The organism is Lelliottia nimipressuralis (assembly GCF_004115925.1).
Lineage (GTDB): Bacteria > Pseudomonadota > Gammaproteobacteria > Enterobacterales > Enterobacteriaceae > Enterobacter > Enterobacter nimipressuralis.
This window is the reverse complement of record NZ_SDDX01000004.1, coordinates 52255-73849: the sequence shown is the minus strand read 5'-3', so window position 1 is coordinate 73849 and position 21595 is coordinate 52255. Positions and strand designations below refer to the sequence as shown.

Below are 21595 nucleotides of genomic sequence, written 5' to 3'. Positions count from 1 at the left end.
GATGATCTATATTTCTGCCGTGGGCATGGTGAATGCGCTGGGTAATTCGGCCAACGAGATCGCCGAAAACCTGGCGCGTGGCGTCGCACCGGGCATGCACAGCCGCGCAGGCTGGCTTCAGGGCGGTGAGGAGATCGTGCTCGGCGGCGTCGAGGGCGAACTGCCGCCGATTCCGGACCACGCCGCCGCTCACCGTACGCGCAACAATCAGCTGCTGCTGGCTGCCCTGGCGCAGATCCAGCCCGCCGTTGACGAGGCGATTGCCCGTTTCGGCCATGACCGCGTGGCCGTGGTACTCGGCACCAGCACCTCGGGGCTGGATGAGGGCGATGAGCACGTGCGTCTGTCCCTGAACGGCGAAGCGAGCACGCGCTGGCAGTACCCGCAGCAGGAGCTGGGCGATCCGTCGCGCTTTCTCGCCAACTGGCTGAAGCTCGAAGGCCCGGCGTTTACGCTCTCTACTGCCTGTTCCTCAAGCGCGCGCGCAATCATCAGCGGCCGCCGTCTGATTGACGCCGGGCTGGCGGATATCGCCATCGTTGGTGGTGCGGATACGCTGAGCCGGATGCCGGTCAATGGATTCCACAGCCTCGAATCCCTCTCCACCACGTTGTGCGAGCCGTTTGGCCGCGACCGTCGCGGGATCACTATCGGCGAAGGCGCAGCGCTGATGATTCTGACCCGTGAACCGCAGTCCGTCGCGCTGCTGGGCACCGGCGAATCAAGCGATGCTTACCACATTTCCGCGCCACATCCGCAGGGCGAAGGGGCGATTCGCGCCATCACCCAGGCGCTTAACGAAGCGGGCCTGAAGCCGGATGAGATTGGCTATATCAACCTGCACGGCACGGCGACGCCGCTGAACGACCAGATTGAGTCGCAGGTGGTACATGACCTCTTCGGCGAGGCAGTTCCGTGCAGTTCAACCAAACATTTGACCGGCCACACGCTGGGCGCGGCGGGGATTACGGAAGCCGCACTCAGCTGGCTGCTCCTGACCCGCGATCTGCCGCTGCCGGCGCAGGATTTTACCCGCTATGCACCCGATCCGAGCCTGCCGCCCTGCGGCGTGCTGCATCAGCCCGTCGCGCTGGAAAAACCGGTGATTTTGTCTAATTCGTTCGCGTTTGGCGGCAACAACGCCAGCATTTTGCTGGGGAGAGTGTCATGAGTTATTTATCGCCCGTGGACTATTTGCCCCACGATGCACCGATGCTGCTGCTGGAAACGGTGGAGAACGTCATGGACGAGAGCGCCGCGTGTGGCGTGCGTGTCAGCCCTCAGAGCGTGCTGGCACCCTTTCTCACTGCCGATGGGGATCTGCCCGGCTGGTATGCCCTAGAGCTGATGGCGCAGACCGTCGGCGTCTGGTCCGGCTGGCATCGCCACCAGCAGGGGCAAAGCAGTATCGCGCTGGGTATGGTGCTGGGCGCGCGTGAGCTGGTGTGCGCCGAGGGGCGCTTTCCGGCGGGTTCCGCGCTGACAATCAGCGTGAAGCTGCTGATGCAGGACGAACGTTTTGGCAGCTTCGAATGCACCATTGCCGCAGACGGCACCACGCTGGCAACAGGCCGCGTCAATACCTTCCAGCCGAGCGCGGAAGAGTTAACTTCGCTTTTTAATCAGGAATCATCCACATGAATCGTTCCGTTCTGGTCACCGGAGCCAGCAAAGGCATCGGACGCGCTATCGCCCGACAACTCGCCGCTGACGGGTTTATCGTGGGCGTGCATTATCACCGCGACGCCGAGGGCGCGCAGCAGACGCTGGAGTCTATCCAGCAGGCAGGCGGCCAGGGCCGTTTGCTCTCTTTTGACGTCGGCAATCGCGAGCAGTGCCGCGAGGTGCTGGAGCAGGAGATCGAGACCCACGGTGCATGGTATGGCGTGGTCAGCAACGCAGGTATCACCCGCGACGGCGCGTTCCCCGCCCTCAGCGAGGATGACTGGGACAGCGTGATCCACACCAATCTCGACAGTTTTTACAACGTCATTCACCCGTGCATCATGCCGATGATTGGCCTGCGCAAAGGCGGGCGGATAATCACGCTCTCCTCCGTATCAGGCGTGATGGGCAACCGTGGACAGGTGAACTACAGCGCGGCAAAAGCCGGAATCATCGGCGCCACCAAAGCGCTGGCGATTGAGCTGGCGAAGCGCAAAATCACCGTCAACTGTATTGCACCGGGGTTGATTGACACCGGAATGATCGAAATGGAAGAGACCGCCCTGAAAGAGGCGATGTCCATTATCCCAATGAAACGTATGGGGCAGGCTGACGAAGTGGCTGGCCTGGCCAGTTACCTGATGTCAGATATTGCGGGCTATGTGACCCGCCAGGTCATTTCCATTAACGGAGGAATGCTATGACACGTCGCGTGGTCATTACAGGCATGGGCGGCGTCACCGCCTTTGGAGAGGACTGGCAGTCGGTTTCGGCGGGACTTCTTGCCGGTGAAAATGCGGTGCGCAAAATGCCCGAGTGGCAGGTCTATGACGGGCTGCACACCCTGCTCGGCGCACCGATTGATGATTTCACCCTGCCGGAGCACTACACCCGCAAACGCATCCGCGCGATGGGGCGTGTGTCGCTGTTGTCGACGCGCGCCACCGAAAAAGCGCTGGAGCAGGCCGGGCTGATTGGCGAAGCGGTACTGACTAACGGCGAAACCGGGATCGCTTACGGCTCGTCCACCGGCAGTACCGGCCCGGTAAGCGAATTCGCCACCATGCTGACGGAAAAGCATACCAACAACATCACCGGCACGACCTATGTGCAGATGATGCCGCACACCACGGCGGTCAACACCGGTCTGTTCTTCGGCCTGCGCGGGCGCGTGATCCCGACCTCCAGCGCCTGCACTTCCGGCAGCCAGGCGATTGGCTACGCGTGGGAAGCCATTCGCCACGGTTATCAGACGGTGATGGTCGCGGGCGGCGCGGAAGAGCTTTGCCCGTCAGAAGCGGCGGTGTTTGATACCCTGTTTGCCACCAGCCAGCGCAACGACGCGCCGAAAACCACCCCGTCACCGTTCGATAAACAGCGTGACGGTCTGGTGATTGGCGAAGGCGCAGGCACGCTGATTCTGGAAGAGCTGGAGCACGCCAAAGCACGCGGCGCGACCATTTACGGGGAGATCGTCGGCTTCGCCACCAACTGCGACGCCGCCCACATCACCCAGCCGCAGCGTGAAACCATGCAAATTTGCATGGAAAAGTCGCTGAAAATGGCGGGACTGAGCGCGATGGATATGGGGTACATCTCCGCCCACGGTACGGCGACGGATCGCGGTGATATGGCTGAAAGCCTGGCGACGGCGGCGATCTATGGCGATAACGTGCCGATTTCGTCATTAAAGAGCTATTTCGGTCATACACTTGGTGCCTGCGGCGCGCTTGAGGCGTGGATGAGCCTGCAAATGATGCGCGAAGGCTGGTTCGCCCCGACCCTCAATTTAAGACAACCGGATGAGCAATGCGGTGCTTTAGATTATATTATGGGGGAAGCCCGCCGGATTGATTGTGAATACCTGCAAAGCAATAACTTCGCATTTGGCGGCATCAATACTTCGATCATCATCAAACGCTGGGCGTGACTATGTACCAGTTTGTACTGGGAAAAATTTCCACTCTTAACGCTGATCCCTATGCATCAGCGCTGGCAGACAGGGCGCCCGAAGGTGCCCGACGCGCCCGCTGGTTAGCGGGCCGGACGCTGCTCACCCGCGCGTTATCGCCCGCCCCGTTGCCGGAAATCGTCTTTGGCGAACAGGGAAAACCGGCGTTTGTGGGCGATCGACCCCTGTGGTTTAACCTGAGCCACAGCGGCGATGATATTGCCCTGCTGCTGAGCGATGAAGGCGAAGTGGGGTGCGATATCGAAGTCATTCGCCCGCGTGATAACTGGCAGGCGCTGGCCAACGCCGTGTTCAGCGTGGCCGAACATCATGAGCTGGAGCGCGAAACGCCCGAGGAAAAACTGCAGGCATTCTGGCGCATCTGGACGCGCAAAGAAGCGATCGTTAAACAACGCGGCGGCAGCGCCTGGCAAATCGTCAGCATCGACAGCGCGGCAAAGCAGCCGCACTCCGTGAGCCAGCTTCAGTTTGGGTCCCTGAGTCTGGCGGTCTGTACGCCAACGCCTTTTACGCTGACACCTGAATCTATTTCGCCTTTTGCACCGCTGGCCGAAAAATGACCAATACCCCTGCAATAATCAGCCCAACACCCGCCAGCCCGGTCCAGGAGAACGTGTCATTCCAGCCGGGTAGCACGATAGCGGCAATCCACACCAGAATGTAGCTCAGGCTGAGCAGCGCATAGGCCTTGCTCAGCGCCATGCGGTGCAGCGCCAGATACCAACAGCCCATCGACGCGACATAACCGCTTAAGCCCAGCAGCAACATGCCGCTGCCAGGGGCAAAGTGCTGCAATGCCCTAAGCAATGCGATCGGCTCAGCGACCGGCGGCAAAGCCATCATCGCCGAGCGCAGCAGGAGTTGCGCCCCGCTCACCAGCACGACGCTGCACAGCGCCCAGAATGCCCCCTTCACAGGCTACCTCCCAGTAGCACAATGCCGGCCATGATCAGCCCCACGCCCAGCCAGTGATGGAACGCGATCTTCTCGCGCCAGAACGCTTTCGCTGCCAGCGTCACCCAGACAAAATTCAGGCTCAGCATTGGGTAGGCAATCCCCACCGGCAAACGCTGGAGCACCATCAGCCACAGCACCATGCCGACGCCCAGTGCCAGCAGCGCCAGGCCGAGCCAGAAGACGATATGCCTCCCTCGCCCGCCGTCTTTTGCCGGGCGCGTGGCCTGTTTCTGGCAGAGTTGGCCCGCGCAGCTCAGCAGGCTTGCCAGTCCCAGCCAGATCCAGACCGTCATTGCGGGAGATACTGCAGGTAAGCCAGACGTCCCTGAATATAGAGACTGTCCGGTTTCGGCAGATCGGCGCGCGCGAGGTCATCGTTTTTCGACAGCAGAATCACCAGTGAAATTTTCCCCTGCGCGCGATGTTCCGCCAGCCAGCGACGGAAATCATCTTTGCCCACGTAGCGTCCTTGCACGTCAGGATAATCCAGGCCGTATTTCAGCTCGCCACTCTGACCAAACATGATGATATCGCTGCGTTTCAGGTCCCACGCCAACCCGGAGGCAATGCCGACGTTGTTCGCCAGCACAAAGCGACTCTCCGTTAACGGTTGTCGCACGGTCTCCACCAGCGACTGCGGCTGTTTGGAATCCACCACCCGATTCGGCACCACAAACCCGAGCAACAGTCCCAGCCCCAGCGGACAGAGCGCCGCCAGCCACCAGCGCTGCTGCGCCCGGCGTAGCGTCCACAAACCGACCAGCGCCCAGACCAGAAACGCCACCACCGCGCAGAAGACTTTGTACAGCTCGACGGAAGTCCAGACCGGATGTCTGGTCGGTCCCCACGGCGAAACGATCAGCGCCGCGACGACGCCCAGCACGCCAAACGCCAGGTTGATGATCGCGTTGACGCGCAAGACCTTGACCCCATTTCCAACAAGCGACCAGGCATAGCGCGCCATCAGCATTGCCAGCGGCGCGAAGCACGGCAGAATGTAGGTCGGCAGTTTGCCTTTCGCGATACTGAAAAACAGCAGCGGCATCACCACCCAGCCTAACAAGTAGAACCCACCGCGCGCCTCTTTCACATCACGCCAGCCAAGGCGTAATGCGCCGGGCAACAGCGCCAGCCACGGTAAGCTCCCGGCCATCAGGAACGGCAGGTAGTACCAGAACGGGGCTTTATGTTGGGCGTCGCTGCTGGCGAAACGCTGGACATGCTCGACCCAGAAAAAGTAGCGCCAGAAATCCGGCTCGCGATGGGCAATCGCCAGCGCCCACGGCAGGACGATCGCTACGCAGCTCAGAACCGCCAGCCAACCGTACAACAGCACCTCTTTCCAGCGTTTCTGCACGATGACCCACGGCAGCACGGCGACAACCGGCACCGCCAGCGCCAGAAAACCTTTGGTCATCACCCCCATGCCACAGGCCAGCCCCAGCAGCAGGTAACCGCCGATTTTGCCTGCGCGGGTATTCGCCTGCGCCGCCATCCAGAAGCTGCACATCGCGGCGACCAGCCAAAGGGTGATCATCGGGTCCAGCACCGCGTACGAGCCTACGCCGTAGACCAGCAGCAGAGTCAGGAAAATCACACCCGAGGTCAGCGCCACGCGTTTATCACGCCAGATCCGCCAGGCCAGCCAGATAACCAGAAGCGCGGTCAGCCCCGTAGAGAAGATCGCCCCGGCGCGCACGGCAAAGTTTGAGTCGCCAAACAGCATCTGACCGAGACTGTTGATCCAGTACCCGGCAATCGGTTTTTCAAAATAACGCAGCCCCAGGAAATGCGGCACCACCCAGTTTCCAGTGGCCAGCATTTCACGGCTGATCTCCGCATAGCGCGTCTCATCTGGCTGCCAGAGCAGACGAATATCGACGGGCAGAAGATAGTAAAGCGCAAACAGAACGAAAAGAGCGACACTAAAACGCGCAGATTTCATGGCGCTGGGCTCACGGTTTGTTGATAACCAAGCCAGCCTTCGCGGCCAGCCAATTCATCACGGACGATTTTCCCGACGGGCAAGGTGCTGAGATCGTCGGGTAACATCTCGCTTAACGGGCAAAACTGAATGCCTTCCTGGGCGGCCAGTTGCAGCAGCGCGGCGAAATCCTGCTGATACGCAATCCCTTCCACTTCGGCGTGAATGGTATAGACCGGCGTGCCGGTATCACGATGGATGCAGTCGAGAATAAAACGGTTAAAATTCTCCGCCGTGACTTCCCGCCCGACCACTTCATCCCAGGTCGGAAGCGTCACCGGGATTTGCACGGTGCCGAGCCGGGTCTCGCCGAGCTGCGGTAAAAACGGCCCACTGCCCCGGCAGTCGCTGTTATAGCGAAATGAAAACGGCTCTTTGGCTCGCACCACACGCTGATCTGCGCGCCAGCCCGCCACCGCAGAGCAGTGAACCGGCTGGCCGAGGATCGCTTCCAGCTCCATCAGACCACGCTCCACTTCGCGGGTCAGACGGGGAATTTTCCACACGCCACTCCAGGCCTGCCAGGCGTGATGATCCCAGGCGTGTAACCCCACCTCATGGCTCAGGGCAGCGGCGCGGATCACCTCTTCGTTACCCGCACCAATGCGCTTGCCAGGCCAGGCGGTGCCCGCCAGCAGAATATCCCAGCCGTAGAGGGAGGCCGCGCGTGAACGCAGCATTTTCATCAGAAAGGTCGGTTTAAACAGGCGCCACAGATGACGCCCCATGTTGTCAGGCCCGACGCTGAAGAAAAAGCTGGCGCGCACCTGGTGCTCGCTCAGCAGTTCCAGCAGTCGTGGCACACCGTCGCGGGTGCCACGAAAGGTATCGACATCAATGCGTAAACCGACTTTTTTCATAATGCCTGTTCCGACAGCTCCACGGTGCGCAGGAAGAAATCGAGGGTTTCGTCGATGGTCTGGACCATATCCACCGTCGGCGTCCAGTTCAGGCAGCGTTTCGCATTGCGGATGCTCGGCTTGCGGTGCTCAACGTCCTGATACCCTTTGCCATAATAGCTGCTGCTTTCCACTTCGCTGAAACCGGCGAACGGCGGGAAGCGGTCGCGCAGCGGGTGGCGTTCGAAGCTTGCAAGCAGCATTTCGGCCAGTTCGCGGATGCTCGCTTCGTTCTCCGGGTTGCCGATATTGATAATTTCCCCATCGCAGAGTCCGTCTTTGTTCTCGATGATGCGGAACAGCGCTTCAATGCCATCGCTGATATCGGTGAAGCAACGTTTCTGTTTGCCGCCTTCGATCAGCTTAATCGGCGAACCTTCCACCAGATTGAGGATCAGCTGGGTGATGGCGCGAGAGCTGCCAATGCGCGCCGCGTTCAGGTTATCGAGGCGCGGCCCCATCCAGTTAAACGGACGGAACAGGGTGAAGCGCAGATTCTCTTTTTCGCCATAGGCCCAGATCACACGGTCCAGCAGCTGTTTTGAGACGGAGTAAATCCAGCGCTGTTTGTTGATCGGCCCCACCACCAGGTTCGAGGTGTCTTCGTCGAACACGCTATCGGTGCACATGCCGTACACTTCCGAGGTGGACGGGAAAATGATGCGCTTGTTGTACTTCACGCAGTCGCGGATGATCTTCAGGTTCTCTTCAAAATCGAGTTCAAAGACACGCAGCGGATTACGGGTATATTCGATTGGCGTAGCGATGGCCACCAGCGGCAGCACCACGTCGCATTTCTTGATGTGGTATTCGATCCACTCGGAGTGAATGCTGATATCCCCTTCCACGAAATGGAAGCGCGGGCAGTCGAGGAAACGGCTGATCGCATCCGAGCCAATATCGAGACCATAGATTTCGTAGTTGTCGTCTTTCAGCAGACGTTCGGTCAGATGGTTACCGATAAAACCGTTCACGCCGAGGATCAGCACGCGGGTACGACGCTTCACGGCAACATACGGCGCGCTGGTCACCAGTGCACCATTCACCAGCCCTAAGGACTGCGCCAGCTGTGTGCCCGGCATATATACGCCGTTCTCCGTCTGTCCGGTGACAATCTCCAGCGCCTGTTCACCGCAGGCGATAATCAGCGGGGAAGCCGAAATGACCGTCCCCGGTCTGGCTGCCGGAATGTCCGCGCGCACGCGGGATTTCCAGACGATAAATTTACTCGCCCCCACATAAGCCACGGCACCCGGCCACGGGTCAGTCACCGCGCGCACCAGGTTGTGCAGCTGTGCTGCCGGTCTGGTCCAGTCGAGACGCCCGTCTTCCGGGGTACGACGGCCATAACAGGTGGCTTCACTGTGATTCTGTTCGGTCTCTTTGAGAATGCCCTGACGCAGCGCAGGCAGTGCATCATTCAACAGCGTCTGTGCCGCCCTACAAAGTTTATGATGCAGGGTCAGCGCCGTATCATCCGCTTCAATGCTCACGCGCTGCTGGGCGGCAATCGCCCCGGCATCCGCGCGCTTCACCATGCGGTGCAGCGTCACGCCCGTTTCCGTTTCGCCGTTCACCAGCACCCAGTTCAGCGGCGCACGACCGCGATATTTTGGCAGCAGGGAACCGTGCAGATTGTACGCCCCGACGGTCGCGGCGCTGAGGATCTCATCGCACAGCAGGTTGCGGTAGTAGAAAGAGAAAATCACATCAGGCGCGAGCTTCTGAATACGGTCCACCCACAGCGGATGGTTTACGTCATCGGGAGCATACACCGGGATTTCGCGTTCGGCGGCGATACGTGCCACAGAGCTAAAGAAGTGGTTCTCGCCTGCGGTATCCGGGTGAGTGAAAATCGCGGCGATGTCATAACCCGCTTCCAGAAGGGCTAATGTCCCTGTACATCCCATATCGTGATAGGCAAAAACAACGGCTTTCATGGGTGATTTCCTTCCTGAGAGGAGGTGTGTTCCTGACGAACAACACGTTGAATAAAGTAGCGCGGACGTGCGCGCACATCGTTATAGATTCGGCCGATGTACTCACCGAGTAACCCCATGCCGACAAACTGCGCGCCGATAAACATGAACAGTACGGCGAAGAGCATAAAGACCCCTTCTGCGGCCCACTGCGGCCCATAGGCCAGACGCAGCACAACCAGCAGAACGGAGAGCGCAAAGCCCATCAGCGCAATGATGCTGCCGAAGACGCTGAGCAGACGCAGCGGCGTGGTGGTCAGGCAGGTGATCAGGTCGTACATCAGATTGATCAGGCGCATGAAGCTGTATTTGGATTCCCCGTGCTCGCGCTCAGCGTGCAGCACCGGGATCTCCGTGGCTTTGCGCGCAAAGGTATTGGCGAGAATCGGAATGAACGTGCTGCGCTCGTGGCAGTGCAGCATTGCATCGACAATGTGGCGACGGTAGGCGCGAAGCATGCAGCCGTAATCGCCCATCGCTTTGCCCGTGGTGCGCTGGATCAGGCGGTTAATGGTGCGTGAGGCCAGCTTGCGGAATACGCTGTCCTGGCGATTCTGGCGCACAGTCCCGACCACGTCATAACCTTCGTCAGCGGTCGCCACCAGACGCGGGATCTCCTCCGGTGGGTTCTGCAGATCGGCGTCGAGGGTGATGATCAGATCGCCCGTCACGTGGCTGAAACCGGCCATGATCGCCGAATGTTGCCCGTAGTTGCGGTTCAGTAGCACCGCGACGATAGGGCTGCCGTCAGCCTGCGCGGCGTCGGTGAGCATCATTGCGGAGTCGTCGCTGCTGCCGTCATCGACCAGCAGGATTTCATACTCCTTGCCCAGGGTGTCGCAGGCGGCTGTGGTGCGGCGAATCAGCTCCGGCAGACTCTCCTGCTCGTTATAAACCGGGATCACCACCGAGACTTTTTTTACAGGCGGTGTGCTAAACATGTCCATGTCCTGCAAGCTGATGGAGCGCGGCAATGACGCGGGTTGTGTCGTCATGAGTCATATCCGGGAAAAGAGGGAGTGAACAGATACGCGCGCTGTTCCATTCAGTGTTCGGTAAGGACACATCCGGGAAGCGCTCGCGGTAGTATTTTTGCGTGTGGGCGGCGCGAAAATGGAGGCCAGTGCCGATGCCCTGAGCTTTCAGGGCTTCCATCAGCGCGTCGCGGGTAATGCCGCATTGGGCTTCGTCCACGCGAATGATGAACAGATGCCAGGCGTGCAGATGCGGCCAGGCGGGTACGCTCAGGGGCATAAACGGCGTGTCGGCAAGTTCCAGCAAATAGCGGCTGGCGATCTCCGCGCGACGGTGGTTGGCATTGCCCAGTTTACCGAGCTGCACCAGGGCCAGCGCGGCGTTGATATCCGCGAGGTTGTATTTAAACCCCGGAGAGATCACTTCCGCCTGCGGCGCGCGGCCAAGCGTCTGACGGTCGAACGCATCGACGCCAAGACCGTGGAATTTGAGGCTGCGAATGCGCTGCGCCAGCTGTTCGTCATCCGTCACCACTAACCCGCCTTCTGCGCAGGTCATATTTTTGATGGCGTGGAAGGAGAAGATCGCCGTCCCCTGCCAGCCGACGTGATGGCCTTTGTAGTAAGTTCCGGCGGCGTGGGCGGCATCTTCGATCACCGGAATCCCGTAGCGCTCGCCAAGGGTGTGGATGGCGTCAATGTCCGCCGGGGCGCCGGCATAATGCACCGGGATAATGGCTTTGGTGCGCGGCGTGATGGCTGCTTCGATCGCATCTGGCGTGACCATCAGGTTATCGCGATCGACGTCGATCATCACGGGCGTGGCGCCCAACAGCACGATCATATTCAGCGTCGACACCCAGGTCATGGACGGGGTGATCACTTCATCGCCGGGACCAATACCCAGCGCCATCAGCGTGACGTGCATTCCGCCCGTGGCTGAGCTAACGGCAATCGCATGACGGTTTCCTGTCAGGGTGCAAAATACCTCTTCCAGCGCCTGGTTTTTTGGCCCTGTGGTGATCCAGCCCGACGCCAGCACATCCTGCAGGGCTGCTATTTCTTCCGCACCCATCGACGGGCGTGAAAAAGGCAGAAAATCACTCATTATTAATTTCCTTGCGGTATTAAAGGCATCATCAACTGACTGTCTTTACAGGCAACTCACCGAAATAGTGCGGGATGTTTTTTAAATAAAGTTGAAATAAAATCCAGTCGGACCTTCATTAATGTCAACAAAGCCTCAACTAACCCCAAAGTAACGTTCTTTTATTAGGAAAAAATTAAGAGAGGAATAATAAAAAAAGGATTACAAGCGAAGGGATCACATAAAATAACTTCAATAACATAACGTTACATGACAGGCCATTGAGGATTAATTATGTGACCCTGCTCACGCCATGTTAAAGATATATTTCAGTACGCGACGAACAGAAATAGTAAACGAATGCTTAACCAAACCGAAAAAGTGCGTTTTCTTTAATTAAAAGGATAAATTCTGGGGAACTTTTCTTTGCAGCGCATTGTCGCTTCTATTTAATATTAACGGCCAAAACTGCGCGTGTTTGAAATCCCCCTCCTCTCTGAACTGCTACGCTTTATGGTCTGAACTTTTATCATCATAAGGAACAGACCATGAAAATCGATCTGACGGGGAAAGTCGCGCTGGTCACCGCTTCAACGGGCGGGATTGGGCTTGCCATCGCTCGCGGACTGGCGGAAAGCGGTGCCGAAGTGATCATTAACGGGCGCAGCGCGGAATCGGTCAATAACGGTATTCAGCAGCTTCAGCAGGCGGTGCCTGGCGTGCAGGTGCGGGCGACAATCGCCGATCTCAGCACATCTGAAGGCGTGGAATCGGTGCTTAAGGTGGCGTCGAACGTCGATATCCTGGTGAACAACGCCGGGGTTTACGGGCCAGAAGATTTTTACACCACCGACGATGACACCTGGAATCGCTACTGGCAGACCAACGTGATGTCCGGCGTGCGTCTGTCGCGCGCCCTGCTGCCGGGCATGGTGCAAAAAGGCTGGGGTCGGGTGGTGTTTATCTCATCCGAATCGGCCTGCAACATTCCTGCGGATATGATCCACTACGGCGTGACGAAGACCGCGCAGCTGTCGCTGGCGCGCGGCCTGGCGAAATTCGTGGCGGGTAGCGGCGTGACGGTGAACAGCGTCCTGCCGGGGCCGACGATGTCGGATGGGTTTGCGGCGATGATGAAAGATGAAATGGAGAAAACCGGCAAACCGCTTGAGCAGCTGGCGAAAGAGTTTGTCATGGCCAATCGCCCGACGTCGGTGATTCAGCGCGCGTCGACTGTGGAAGAGGTCGCCAATATGGTGGTTTATGTCTGTTCCACTCAGGCGTCCGCCACCTCTGGCGCTGCACTGCGCGTGGATGGCGGCGTCGTGGACGATATTATTTAGGCATCACTGCCCGTCACCCGGCGGGCGGTAATAAAGTGCGTCTGCCAGTAGCGATTCGCCAGCGTTGAGACCGTTACCCCCTCGCTGGTTGAGGCATGGATAAATTGCTGATCGCCGATATATACACCGACGTGACGGCGGTGCGGACCCGTCTGGAAGAAGATCAGATCCCCGGCTTTAAGGCGATATTCCGCCACCTGCACGCCACGGTTGATCTGTTCGCCTGTGGTACGCGGCAGCGAGAGGTCAGCGGCATCGCTAAACAGATGTTGCATCAGCGCCGAGCAGTCAACGCCGTGATGCGTAGACCCACCCCAGAGGTAGCGCGTCCCTTTCCATTTTTGGTATTGCGTCAACATACGGCCACGCAGCGGGTCAGTATCCTGATGCTCAAGCGACGTTTTTGCCGGTGAAAACGACAGCTCATGTTGTTGCGATAACATCGAGGCAGGCAGTTCAAAACTCATTGCGGAAAACGAAGCAACACTTAACAGCAGGGTTGAAATTAACAGTCTAAACATCATAAAGGTTCTAAGAAGTGAGTGAATTCTTCCTTACGCGTGAGGGGGCAATGTTCCCTCGAATCAGCTTTCGAGGTGGCGATAATATAGGCAGCTCACTTTTCATCCAATCACAGCGAGGTCCAAAAACGGACTTTGCCGCCGGGTCGCAACTTTGTGAAAAAAAAGTACGTGATTGCGGGACTGTGAAGGTAAAGCAGGTAAACTAATGTGCAGAATGTGTATTTCAGCAAAGACCTATTTATGACCAATATGATTGCCGATGAGGCAGTGGCAAAATCCAGCGTGCTTTCCGTTTTCGACTTTGACGGAACGCTGACGCATCACGACAGCTTTATCCCCTTTCTGCGCTTTGCCTTTGGTAAACGCTATTTTGCCGGGCGTCTGGTGCGTATGGCGCTGCCTACCATCAACTGCGTTCGCCGCAAACTGACGCGCGACGAGCTGAAAGAGGTGCTGGTGAGGACGTTCCTGACGGGCGTGGACGAGCACTGGCTGCGCCAGCAGGCCGAGCTGTTTTGCGAGAAATACTGGAGCAAGCTGATGCGCCCGGCAGGCGTGATGGCCGTGGCGGCGGAGGTCAATTCCGGCGCGGAAGTGACGATCTGTTCAGCCTCTCCGGCGCTGGTATTGCAGCCGTGGGCCGATAAGCTCGGCATTAAACTGATTGGCACGCAGCTGGAAGTGGTGGACGGGAAACTGACCGGCCGCATCACCGGGCATAACTGTCGCTGTGCGCAGAAAGTGGCGCGGCTGGAGAGGGTTTACGGCAATCTTAACGATTACCACCTGCGCGCCTGGGGCGATACGCGTGGCGATCATGAACTGCTGGCCGCAGCGCAGGACCCCCACTGGCGGCATTTCCATCCGCCAAGAGCGCGACGTCATTCGCCTATTAAATAAATGCAAAACGGCAACCCTGGGTTGCCGTTTTAGTTTTTGTCCCCTCTCACTGTGGAGAGAGCCGGGATGAGGGCGTCAGGCCGCTCGTTTCCCGGGGAACACCACGCTCGCAATGATCCCTAACGCCAGCACGCCCAACACCACAAACAGGCTCATGTTCGCGGTGATGTTATAGCCGTGATGCCAGAAGTGGTCGGTCGCATTTAGCCCCAGCTTGAACGCCACGAAGAACAGCAGCAGCACCACCGATTTCTCCAGATGGACCAGATACTGTTTCATCGCTTCCAGCACGAAATAGAGCGTACGCAGGCCGAGGATCGCAAACATCATGGCGCTGTAAATAATCAGCGGTTCACGGCTGACGGCGATAATCGCGGGCACGGAGTCGAAGGCAAACATCACGTCCGACAGCTCCACCACTGCCACACACAGCAGCAGCGGCGTGGCGTAGCGCTTCGCTTTCTTCACGCGGCCTACCATCACATCCTGGTTTTCCGGTTTTTCCAGCTCGGCATCCACCTCTTTCTGGGTCAGCAGAAACGCGTTGCTGCTGATCTTCGGCCAGACCGGATAAAAGCGTTTCACCAGCCGATAGGCCAGATGGTGAGAATAGTCCTCGACCTCGTCGCTCTCTTCGTTACGACGGAGCATCATCAGCGCGGTCCAGCCGACCACCAGCGCAAAAATCACTTCGACGTACGGCCCAAGGCTCAACAGGCTGGTGCCGATCGCCACGAAAATCCCACGGAAGACAATCGCCCCGAGCACGCCCCAGTAGAGCACGCGGTGACGGTATTTATCCGGTACGCCAAACCAGGCGAAAATCGCCATCATCACGAACAGGTTATCGACGGACAGCACCTCTTCCAGCGCATAACCGGTGAGGAACAGGCTCGCCATTTCGGCGCCGTGATGAACGTACAGGAACCCGGCAAACGCCATCGCTAACATGAGCCAGAAAATGGACCACATCACGGCGCTTTTCAGCGAGACCGGTTTGTCGTGACGATGCATGAAGAGATCGATAAACATCGCCCCCACCGCCATCACTACGAATACAACAACGGTTTCCGTCGGGAAACCGAGATGAGCAGATGTCATTACACAACCCTTTTTAAGAACAAAACACACACCATGCAGAATTCAAAAAACAGACAAAATGAAAAGTGGGCCGTTGCCAGCCCTGAAGAAGTTTATCACCGTCAGGCTGCGACGGGATAAATGAGAGTTTACGCCTCTTCCACTGGCGTGATTTTATGCGGCTGCTCCAGCACCATCGTTTGAGTCTGGCTCAGGCTAATGCCCGCCGCACGCAGCATTTTGAGGATCTCATACAGCAAATCGCTGCGCGTGGAACTGACCATACGCGGGCTGTTTACATACCCGGTCACGCTGAGCACAATCCCGTTCGGCCCCAGTTCCTTGAAACTGACCGACGGCGCGGGCGCTTCCAGAATCGACTCATGCAGGGTATAGGCATCCAACAGCAAATTGCGCACCTGCTCCGGATCGATATCCAGCGGGAAGGTCAGCGTGATAGTCGCGACGCCCTGCGCATTGCCCATGGTAGCGTTACGCACGTTCTGGGAAATCAGCTGCGAGTTCGGCACGATCACCGTTGATTTATCGCCGAGCTGAATCTCTGTCGCACGAACGTTGATGCGGCGAATATCCCCTTCGACGCCGCTGATACTCACCAGATCCCCCACTTTTACCGGACGTTCCGTCAGCAGAATCAGACCGGAGATAAAGTTCTTCACAATCTCCTGCAGGCCAAAACCGATACCGACCGACAGGGCGCTGACGATCCACGCCAGACGGTTCCACTCAATGCCGAGCATCGACAGGGTGAGCATAATCAGGAGCACGTAGCCGACGTTGGTAAAGAGCGTCACCAGCGAGGCGCGAAGCCCTCTGTCCATCGTGGTTTTCGGCAGGAAATCGTGATCCAGCCAGCGGCGCGAGGAGCGCAGGATGTACCACCCGACCACCAGGCACACCACGGCATTCACCGCGTGCGCCGGGATAATATTCATGCTCTCGAGGCCCTTACCGCCCCAGATATCCGCGATTTTGCTCACTAATTCTAGCGGCGTGGTGGTGCCAAAAGTGCCGTTCAGCAGCGCCACGACGGCCATCAGCAGCAGCGTGGTTTTACCCAGCGCAGAAAACAGCGTGGAGGCCAGCGACAGATGGCGCTCATTGAGGCTGAGGGTGCTTTGTAAAATCTTGCCGCTGTGGGTCGTGGGCGAGAACACGGCCTCGCACAAATCCACCACGAAATGAATCAGCAGGTACAGGCAGCTGACCACCAGGCCAATCCACAGCAGTTCGAAGGTAACAAATCGCGCCAGCGGGATGTAGCCAATCAGCAGGGCAATCAGAATGACAAACGCCGTCAGACTGATCACCAGGTGGATCAGCCCCGCCATCGTCGAGCGCGCCTCGGTTTGCTCGCCTTCGGCACGCATTTTACGGCGCATACGGTTCACGCGGATGGGGGCGATCAGGCAGTTGAGCGCCACCAGCAGTGCTGACAAGCCGTTGCCGAACAGCGTTGCATCAATGCTCGACCCGACCAGCCCGTTGAGCTGCTCGATAATGCCGAAGATAAAGATAAACGCCGCCAGCAGGATCGGGAACGAGGCGAGCGTTTTCGCCAGCGAGTCAGCGATGCCCGGCAGACGCCACGACGGATGGCTGTTCGACAGCAGCGCGATACCCAGCCCGGCAATCACCGCCGAGAAATAGGTCAGCTCAACTAACTGATCGGCAAAATCCAGCACCAGACGGGACGTGTCTGGCAAACGTGTGAAGATATAGCACAGCAGCTGCATGCTGATGCCGAGCGTCACCGTGGTGCTCAGCGTCGTGAAACAGGCCAGGAAGCTGCGGCGAAAACGTCCCTGCGGCAGCCAGCGCGGCAAGATCCAGTTCATCGGTTTGTCCAGCGCCTTGCGCCCGAACAGGCCGATGACCAGCGCTAACAGCAGATAGAAGCCAGAACCGATGTACCAGTCTTCGCTCCAGGCCTGACCCCAGGCATCGCCGATCTGTGAGCCGAATTCGTCAAACCGCTGCGTGTCTTTCTCATTAGGGGAAATCAAGGGCGACCAGAATTTCTCCCCCAAAATGCTGCCGGTATTCAGGGCAATCTGCGTTTTCAGCGCATCACGGCGCAGCCCGTAGATTTGGCTGGAGAGATTCTGGGCGTTAACGGCGATGGCTTTGATCTGTTCAATCTGGGTCGTTAGCAGCGTTTTACTGTTATTAAGCTGCTTACGCTGGCCAACCACCTGCGCCGTTTCGGTAACGGTGCCCGGAGCGGGCGCCGGGCCGAGTACGTCGAGCTGCGCCTGAATCTGCGTCAGCTGCGGTGCAAGGATAACCGCCAGTTTGTTCGCGTCTTCGGCAAGCTTTAGGGCATCGTCATTCAGGGCGGTGAATTTTTTGTCGGTTTTAACCGCAGAGACCTGCTGCTTGAGGGTATCCAGGCGCTTTTGCAGCGCAGGCAGCGCCGTGCTGACGTTGACCTTTACAGGCTGCTCCGCCTCGGTTTGCGTTGGCGCGTCGTCTGCATGAGAGAACAAGGGCGTCAATATCAGACACGACAACAATGCCAGTAGCAGCGGCATTCTTAACATTTTTTGCATAGTGTGGTGAGATCCGCGAAATCGAAAAATGAACGACCAACAACAGATCCCTAAGGATACCTGCTAATTGCAGGAAGAGTAGCGGGAAAGTCCGTATTCTCACGATATCAGCCCGAATGGCTTCGGGCTTTTTCGATGCCGCTTATTCCGCCAGTGCCTGCGCACAGGCCCAGGCGCTCGCCCAGGCCCACTGGAAGTTATATCCGCCCAGCCAGCCCGTCACATCCATCACTTCACCAATAAAATAGAGCCCAGGGACGTTACGGGCCTCCATCGTACGGGACGAGAGTTCATCCGTGTCCACGCCGCCAAGCGTCACTTCCGCCGTGCGATAGCCTTCGGTGCCGTTTGGCTGAACGCGCCAGTGGGTCAGCGTCTCGACCAGCGCCTGCTGATCGCGCACGTTGAGCTGCTTAAGAGTGACGTCCGGGATCTGCCCCAGCAGTTGCAGGCACTCAATCAGACGCTTCGGCAGCTGCATCGCCAGCGTGTTTTTCAGGCTTTGATTCGGATGCGCGGCACGTTGTTCATCGAGGAACGCCGCCAGATCGCAGTCCGGGACTAAATTCACCGTCACAAATTCCCCCGGCTGCCAGTAGCTGGAGATTTGCAGCACGGCAGGGCCTGACAGGCCCCGGTGCGTGAACAGCAGGTTTTCGCGGAAAAGGGTGCCGTCTTCGGCGGTAATGGTCGATGCCACCGACACGCCGGAAAGCGTCTGAAGCTGCTCCAGCAGCGGTTTGTGCAGGGTGAACGGCACCAGACCGGCGCGGGTCGGCAGAACTTTCAGGCCAAACTGTTCGGCGATTTTATAGCCGAACGGCGTTGCGCCCAGCCCCGGCATCGACAGACCACCGCTGGCGATCACCAGTTTCTCCGCGCTGACCGTGTCACCGTTCAGTTCAAGCGTGTAGCCGCTGTCGTCACGCGAGACGCTCAGCACCTCGGTACGCAGGCGCGTGGTCACACCGCCCTTCTCGCATTCAGCCACCAGCATATCGACAATCTGCTGCGCGGAGTCATCGCAGAACAGCTGACCGAGCGTCTTTTCGTGCCACGCAATGCCGTGTTTACCGACCAGATCGATAAAGTCCCACTGGGTATAGCGCGCCAGAGCAGATTTGCAAAAATGACGGTTTTGACTCAAATATGCGGCGGGTTCGACATATAAATTAGTAAAGTTGCAACGACCCCCGCCAGACATCAGGATCTTGCGGCCGGGTTTCTTGCCATTATCCAGCAACAGCACACGACGACCCGCCTGTCCGGCCATGGCCGCACAGAACATTCCCGCCGCACCGGCGCCAATAATTACGGCATCAAACCTTTCCACGTCGAAATCCTCTTGTTTAACAGGCTCGAATTGTAAAGTTTCCTATGTGGTCGCACCAGCGCAAAAAACCGATATGTCAGTCATTTAATTGAAATATAAAATATATTTCTTTACCAGACGCAAACAAAGCAGAAGGTATATCAAAAAAAAGCTATATTTCACTTTGCCCGTTGCGCATTTGTCCTGGATAATGCGCCGCGTTCATGTCCTCCAAAATGGCGTAACGTCCTATGCTACATTTGTTTGCTGGTCTGGATTTACATACCGGGCTTTTACTATTGCTTGCTCTGGCATTTGTACTGTTTTACGAAGCTATCAATGGCTTCCACGACACTGCGAACGCAGTCGCAACGGTTATCTACACTCGCGCAATGCGATCGCAAGTAGCGGTTGTTATGGCGGCTGTATTTAACTTCTTTGGTGTTCTCCTCGGAGGTCTCAGCGTAGCCTATGCCATTGTGCACATGCTACCAACGGACCTGTTACTGAACGTGAGTTCAGGCCATGGTCTCGCCATGGTGTTTTCAATGCTGCTTGCCGCCATTATCTGGAACCTCGGTACCTGGTATTTCGGCCTGCCTGCATCCAGTTCTCATACGCTGATTGGCGCGATTATCGGTATCGGTTTAACCAATGCCCTCATGACCGGTACGTCTGTGGTTGATGCGCTGAACATTCCTAAAGTTGTCGGGATCTTCGGTTCCCTGATTATCTCCCCTATTGTGGGTCTGGTCGTGGCAGGTGGATTGATTTTCATCCTGCGTCGTTACTGGAGCGGTACCAAAAAACGCGCCCGTATTCACCTGACACCCGCAGAGCGTGAAAAGAAAGATGGCAAGAAGAAGCCACCGTTCTGGACCCGTATTGCACTGATTATTTCCGCTATCGGCGTCGCCTTCTCTCACGGCGCAAACGACGGTCAGAAAGGCATCGGCCTGGTCATGCTGGTTCTGATTGGCGTGGCTCCGGCAGGTTTCGTGGTTAACATGAATGCCACCGGATACGAAATCACCCGTACTCGTGACGCCGTCAACAACGTCGAAGTTTACTTCCAGCAGCACCCTGATCTGCTGAAGAAAGCCACCGGCGTTGATCAGCTCATTCCTTCTCCAGAGCCAGGCGCTGCAACCGCACCGGGCGAGTTCCACTGCCACCCGGCCAACGCGATTAACGCGCTGGAACGTGCGAAAGGGATGCTGGGCGATATCGAAAGCTATGACAAACTGACCGTAGAACAACGTGGTCAGATGCGTCGCATTATGCTGTGCATCTCTGATGTGACCGATAAAGTGGCGAAGCTGCCGGAAGTGAACGCTGATGACCAGCGTCTGCTGAAGAAACTGAAAAGCGATATGCTCAATACCATTGAGTACGCGCCTATCTGGATCATCATGGCGGTCGCGCTGGCACTGGGTATCGGCACCATGATTGGCTGGCGTCGTGTGGCGACCACCATCGGCGAGAAGATTGGTAAGAAGGGCATGACGTATGCGCAGGGTATGTCCGCGCAGATGACAGCGGCTGTTTCTATCGGTCTGGCGAGCTACACCGGTATGCCGGTTTCAACGACCCACGTTCTGTCTTCTTCGGTTGCCGGTACGATGATTGTTGATGGCGGCGGTTTGCAGCGTAAAACCGTGACCAACATCCTTATGGCCTGGGTGTTCACCCTCCCGGCGTCCATTCTGCTTTCAGGCGGTCTGTACTGGATCTCGCTGAAACTGATTTAATGCAGGATAAGCAATGAAAAAGCGGGTCAGGAAACTGACCCGCTTTTTTTTGGCTTAATGCCAGATGACCAGCGCCACCATACTCACCACCACCAGCCCGCACAGGGCGCTGGTTAAAATGAACTGACGACGCAAGCGCTCACAGCGACGGATAAATTCGTCGTCATGATGATCGCGATAGCGCTGGGCGTAGATGTACCACACCAGACGCATCTGTTTGCTGGGCTGTCCATGCGACGTGAAGAAGCCTCCACCATCCACATACTGATAAAGCAACGGATCGCAACCACGAAGTACCACTAACAGCGCGCGTAACGATGAGAAATAACGCGCCATATTCACTATGCAAACCACACATAACGCCCAAAACAATGCGACGGTGCTAATCATACTTCCTCCCCGGCGCCCGCCCACGAAGCAAGGCCTCTGGACAACCGCACCCCAATGCCCTGACAGACAGATCAGTGAAAGAATGACGAAAGTCGATCGGGTTCACGTTTTAATATCCGAACGGCTCATTAAATAGTGTAGGAGATCCGTTAATTTTTTTGCCACAAGGTTAATCGTTATCAACACCAAAGCTTGAAAAATTTGT

The 21595-nt window shown here is 57.5% G+C and carries 20 protein-coding genes; 8 read left to right on the top strand and 12 right to left on the bottom strand.

The annotated features are described in order from the left end of the window. The first annotated feature begins 1 nt into the window (after position 1). From ETG88_RS04165 to acpT, 5 genes are read left to right on the top strand one after another with little or no spacing between them, the layout of a single operon-like run. The gene (locus ETG88_RS04165; RefSeq protein WP_129034755.1) at positions 2 to 1171 is read left to right on the top strand and encodes a beta-ketoacyl-[acyl-carrier-protein] synthase family protein; all 1170 of its coding nucleotides are present in this window, start codon (positions 2 to 4) and stop codon (positions 1169 to 1171) included. Then, positions 1168 to 1641: a hotdog family protein gene (locus ETG88_RS04160; protein WP_129034754.1), complete on the top strand. Its 474-nt coding sequence runs from the start codon at positions 1168 to 1170 to the stop codon at positions 1639 to 1641. Before ETG88_RS04165 ends, ETG88_RS04160 begins: the two co-directional genes overlap by 4 nt. Next, positions 1638 to 2369, top strand: coding sequence for a 3-ketoacyl-ACP reductase FabG2 (locus ETG88_RS04155; RefSeq protein ID WP_102105293.1), 732 nt, complete (start codon positions 1638 to 1640; stop codon positions 2367 to 2369). The genes ETG88_RS04160 and ETG88_RS04155 overlap by 4 nt, the downstream gene beginning before the upstream one ends. After that, complete coding sequence (locus ETG88_RS04150; RefSeq protein ID WP_100778525.1) at positions 2366 to 3595, top strand: beta-ketoacyl-ACP synthase; 1230 nt, start codon at positions 2366 to 2368, stop codon at positions 3593 to 3595. Before ETG88_RS04155 ends, ETG88_RS04150 begins: the two co-directional genes overlap by 4 nt. A gap of 2 nt (positions 3596 to 3597) precedes the next feature. Beyond that, positions 3598 to 4197: a 4'-phosphopantetheinyl transferase AcpT gene (acpT, locus tag ETG88_RS04145; protein WP_100778524.1), complete on the top strand. Its 600-nt coding sequence runs from the start codon at positions 3598 to 3600 to the stop codon at positions 4195 to 4197. Here the strand turns inward: acpT and arnF are convergent. From arnF to arnB, 7 genes are read right to left on the bottom strand one after another with little or no spacing between them, the layout of a single operon-like run. Beyond that, a complete protein-coding gene (gene arnF, locus ETG88_RS04140; protein WP_129034753.1) occupies positions 4163 to 4552 on the bottom strand; it encodes a 4-amino-4-deoxy-L-arabinose-phosphoundecaprenol flippase subunit ArnF in 390 nt (129 codons plus the stop codon). The two genes, acpT and arnF, sit on opposite strands and share 35 nt — an antisense overlap. Then, complete coding sequence (arnE, locus tag ETG88_RS04135; protein ID WP_107702675.1) at positions 4549 to 4887, bottom strand: 4-amino-4-deoxy-L-arabinose-phosphoundecaprenol flippase subunit ArnE; 339 nt, start codon at positions 4885 to 4887, stop codon at positions 4549 to 4551. Before arnE ends, arnF begins: the two co-directional genes overlap by 4 nt. After that, a complete protein-coding gene (gene arnT / locus ETG88_RS04130) occupies positions 4884 to 6539 on the bottom strand; it encodes a lipid IV(A) 4-amino-4-deoxy-L-arabinosyltransferase (RefSeq protein ID WP_129034752.1) in 1656 nt (551 codons plus the stop codon). The genes arnE and arnT overlap by 4 nt, the downstream gene beginning before the upstream one ends. Next, positions 6536 to 7438: a 4-deoxy-4-formamido-L-arabinose-phosphoundecaprenol deformylase gene (arnD, locus tag ETG88_RS04125; protein WP_123429822.1), complete on the bottom strand. Its 903-nt coding sequence runs from the start codon at positions 7436 to 7438 to the stop codon at positions 6536 to 6538. Before arnD ends, arnT begins: the two co-directional genes overlap by 4 nt. After that, complete coding sequence (gene arnA, locus ETG88_RS04120; RefSeq protein ID WP_129034751.1) at positions 7435 to 9417, bottom strand: bifunctional UDP-4-amino-4-deoxy-L-arabinose formyltransferase/UDP-glucuronic acid oxidase ArnA; 1983 nt, start codon at positions 9415 to 9417, stop codon at positions 7435 to 7437. The genes arnD and arnA overlap by 4 nt, the downstream gene beginning before the upstream one ends. Then, the gene (arnC, locus tag ETG88_RS04115; protein WP_100778518.1) at positions 9414 to 10397 is read right to left on the bottom strand and encodes an undecaprenyl-phosphate 4-deoxy-4-formamido-L-arabinose transferase; all 984 of its coding nucleotides are present in this window, start codon (positions 10395 to 10397) and stop codon (positions 9414 to 9416) included. The genes arnA and arnC overlap by 4 nt, the downstream gene beginning before the upstream one ends. After that, positions 10390 to 11538: a UDP-4-amino-4-deoxy-L-arabinose aminotransferase gene (gene arnB, locus ETG88_RS04110; protein ID WP_100778517.1), complete on the bottom strand. Its 1149-nt coding sequence runs from the start codon at positions 11536 to 11538 to the stop codon at positions 10390 to 10392. Before arnB ends, arnC begins: the two co-directional genes overlap by 8 nt. 527 nt (positions 11539 to 12065) lie before the next feature. Between arnB and ETG88_RS04105 the strand changes: the two genes are divergently transcribed. Next, positions 12066 to 12860, top strand: coding sequence for an SDR family NAD(P)-dependent oxidoreductase (locus tag ETG88_RS04105; RefSeq protein WP_129034750.1), 795 nt, complete (start codon positions 12066 to 12068; stop codon positions 12858 to 12860). On the opposite strand, the gene ETG88_RS04100 is transcribed toward ETG88_RS04105, so the two are convergent. Further along, on the bottom strand, positions 12857 to 13384 hold the full coding sequence (locus tag ETG88_RS04100) for a C40 family peptidase (RefSeq protein WP_129034749.1): 528 nt from the start codon (positions 13382 to 13384) through the stop codon (positions 12857 to 12859). The two genes, ETG88_RS04105 and ETG88_RS04100, sit on opposite strands and share 4 nt — an antisense overlap. A 240-nt stretch (positions 13385 to 13624) precedes the next feature. Here ETG88_RS04100 and ETG88_RS04095 point away from each other — a divergent pair, with 240 nt between their 5' ends. Further along, positions 13625 to 14284 carry an HAD family hydrolase gene (locus tag ETG88_RS04095; protein ID WP_100780795.1) on the top strand — a complete coding sequence of 220 codons (660 nt, stop codon included), beginning with the start codon at positions 13625 to 13627 and terminating at the stop codon, positions 14282 to 14284. Positions 14285 to 14359: 75 nt separating this feature from the next. On the opposite strand, the gene ETG88_RS04090 is transcribed toward ETG88_RS04095, so the two are convergent. From ETG88_RS04090 to ETG88_RS04080, 3 genes are all read right to left on the bottom strand, one after another. Further along, on the bottom strand, positions 14360 to 15385 hold the full coding sequence (locus ETG88_RS04090) for a TerC/Alx family metal homeostasis membrane protein (RefSeq protein WP_100778514.1): 1026 nt from the start codon (positions 15383 to 15385) through the stop codon (positions 14360 to 14362). A 128-nt stretch (positions 15386 to 15513) separates the two neighbouring features. After that, positions 15514 to 17937 (bottom strand): DUF3772 domain-containing protein, encoded by a 2424-nt coding sequence (locus tag ETG88_RS04085; protein ID WP_129034748.1) that lies wholly within the window; start codon positions 17935 to 17937, stop codon positions 15514 to 15516. Positions 17938 to 18079: 142 nt separating this feature from the next. Then, complete coding sequence (locus ETG88_RS04080) at positions 18080 to 19270, bottom strand: BaiN/RdsA family NAD(P)/FAD-dependent oxidoreductase (protein ID WP_100778512.1); 1191 nt, start codon at positions 19268 to 19270, stop codon at positions 18080 to 18082. A gap of 230 nt (positions 19271 to 19500) precedes the next feature. Between ETG88_RS04080 and pitA the strand changes: the two genes are divergently transcribed. Next, entirely contained in the window at positions 19501 to 21000 is a 1500-nt protein-coding gene (pitA, locus tag ETG88_RS04075) for an inorganic phosphate transporter PitA (RefSeq protein ID WP_100778511.1), read from the top strand. A gap of 54 nt (positions 21001 to 21054) precedes the next feature. Here pitA and uspB read toward each other — a convergent pair whose 3' ends face one another. Next, entirely contained in the window at positions 21055 to 21390 is a 336-nt protein-coding gene (gene uspB, locus ETG88_RS04070; RefSeq protein WP_095283811.1) for a universal stress protein UspB, read from the bottom strand. Between the last annotated feature and the right edge of the window lie 205 nt (positions 21391 to 21595).

What these genes read in the sequence shown, in the direction of transcription:
- arnB (WP_100778517.1), bottom strand. Translation starts at nt 11,538, where the DNA reads ATGAGTGATTTTCTGCCTTTTTCACGCCCGTCGATGGGTGCGGAAGAA.
- arnT (WP_129034752.1), bottom strand. Translation starts at nt 6,539, where the DNA reads ATGAAATCTGCGCGTTTTAGTGTCGCTCTTTTCGTTCTGTTTGCGCTT.
- ETG88_RS04100 (WP_129034749.1), bottom strand. Translation starts at nt 13,384, where the DNA reads ATGATGTTTAGACTGTTAATTTCAACCCTGCTGTTAAGTGTTGCTTCG.
- ETG88_RS04150 (WP_100778525.1), top strand. Translation starts at nt 2,366, where the DNA reads ATGACACGTCGCGTGGTCATTACAGGCATGGGCGGCGTCACCGCCTTT.
- ETG88_RS04090 (WP_100778514.1), bottom strand. Translation starts at nt 15,385, where the DNA reads ATGACATCTGCTCATCTCGGTTTCCCGACGGAAACCGTTGTTGTATTC.
- arnC (WP_100778518.1), bottom strand. Translation starts at nt 10,397, where the DNA reads ATGTTTAGCACACCGCCTGTAAAAAAAGTCTCGGTGGTGATCCCGGTT.
- arnD (WP_123429822.1), bottom strand. Translation starts at nt 7,438, where the DNA reads ATGAAAAAAGTCGGTTTACGCATTGATGTCGATACCTTTCGTGGCACC.
- ETG88_RS04165 (WP_129034755.1), top strand. Translation starts at nt 2, where the DNA reads ATGATCTATATTTCTGCCGTGGGCATGGTGAATGCGCTGGGTAATTCG.
- pitA (WP_100778511.1), top strand. Translation starts at nt 19,501, where the DNA reads ATGCTACATTTGTTTGCTGGTCTGGATTTACATACCGGGCTTTTACTA.
- ETG88_RS04105 (WP_129034750.1), top strand. Translation starts at nt 12,066, where the DNA reads ATGAAAATCGATCTGACGGGGAAAGTCGCGCTGGTCACCGCTTCAACG.
- ETG88_RS04160 (WP_129034754.1), top strand. Translation starts at nt 1,168, where the DNA reads ATGAGTTATTTATCGCCCGTGGACTATTTGCCCCACGATGCACCGATG.
- arnE (WP_107702675.1), bottom strand. Translation starts at nt 4,887, where the DNA reads ATGACGGTCTGGATCTGGCTGGGACTGGCAAGCCTGCTGAGCTGCGCG.
- acpT (WP_100778524.1), top strand. Translation starts at nt 3,598, where the DNA reads ATGTACCAGTTTGTACTGGGAAAAATTTCCACTCTTAACGCTGATCCC.
- ETG88_RS04085 (WP_129034748.1), bottom strand. Translation starts at nt 17,937, where the DNA reads ATGCAAAAAATGTTAAGAATGCCGCTGCTACTGGCATTGTTGTCGTGT.
- uspB (WP_095283811.1), bottom strand. Translation starts at nt 21,390, where the DNA reads ATGATTAGCACCGTCGCATTGTTTTGGGCGTTATGTGTGGTTTGCATA.
- arnA (WP_129034751.1), bottom strand. Translation starts at nt 9,417, where the DNA reads ATGAAAGCCGTTGTTTTTGCCTATCACGATATGGGATGTACAGGGACA.
- ETG88_RS04155 (WP_102105293.1), top strand. Translation starts at nt 1,638, where the DNA reads ATGAATCGTTCCGTTCTGGTCACCGGAGCCAGCAAAGGCATCGGACGC.
- ETG88_RS04095 (WP_100780795.1), top strand. Translation starts at nt 13,625, where the DNA reads ATGACCAATATGATTGCCGATGAGGCAGTGGCAAAATCCAGCGTGCTT.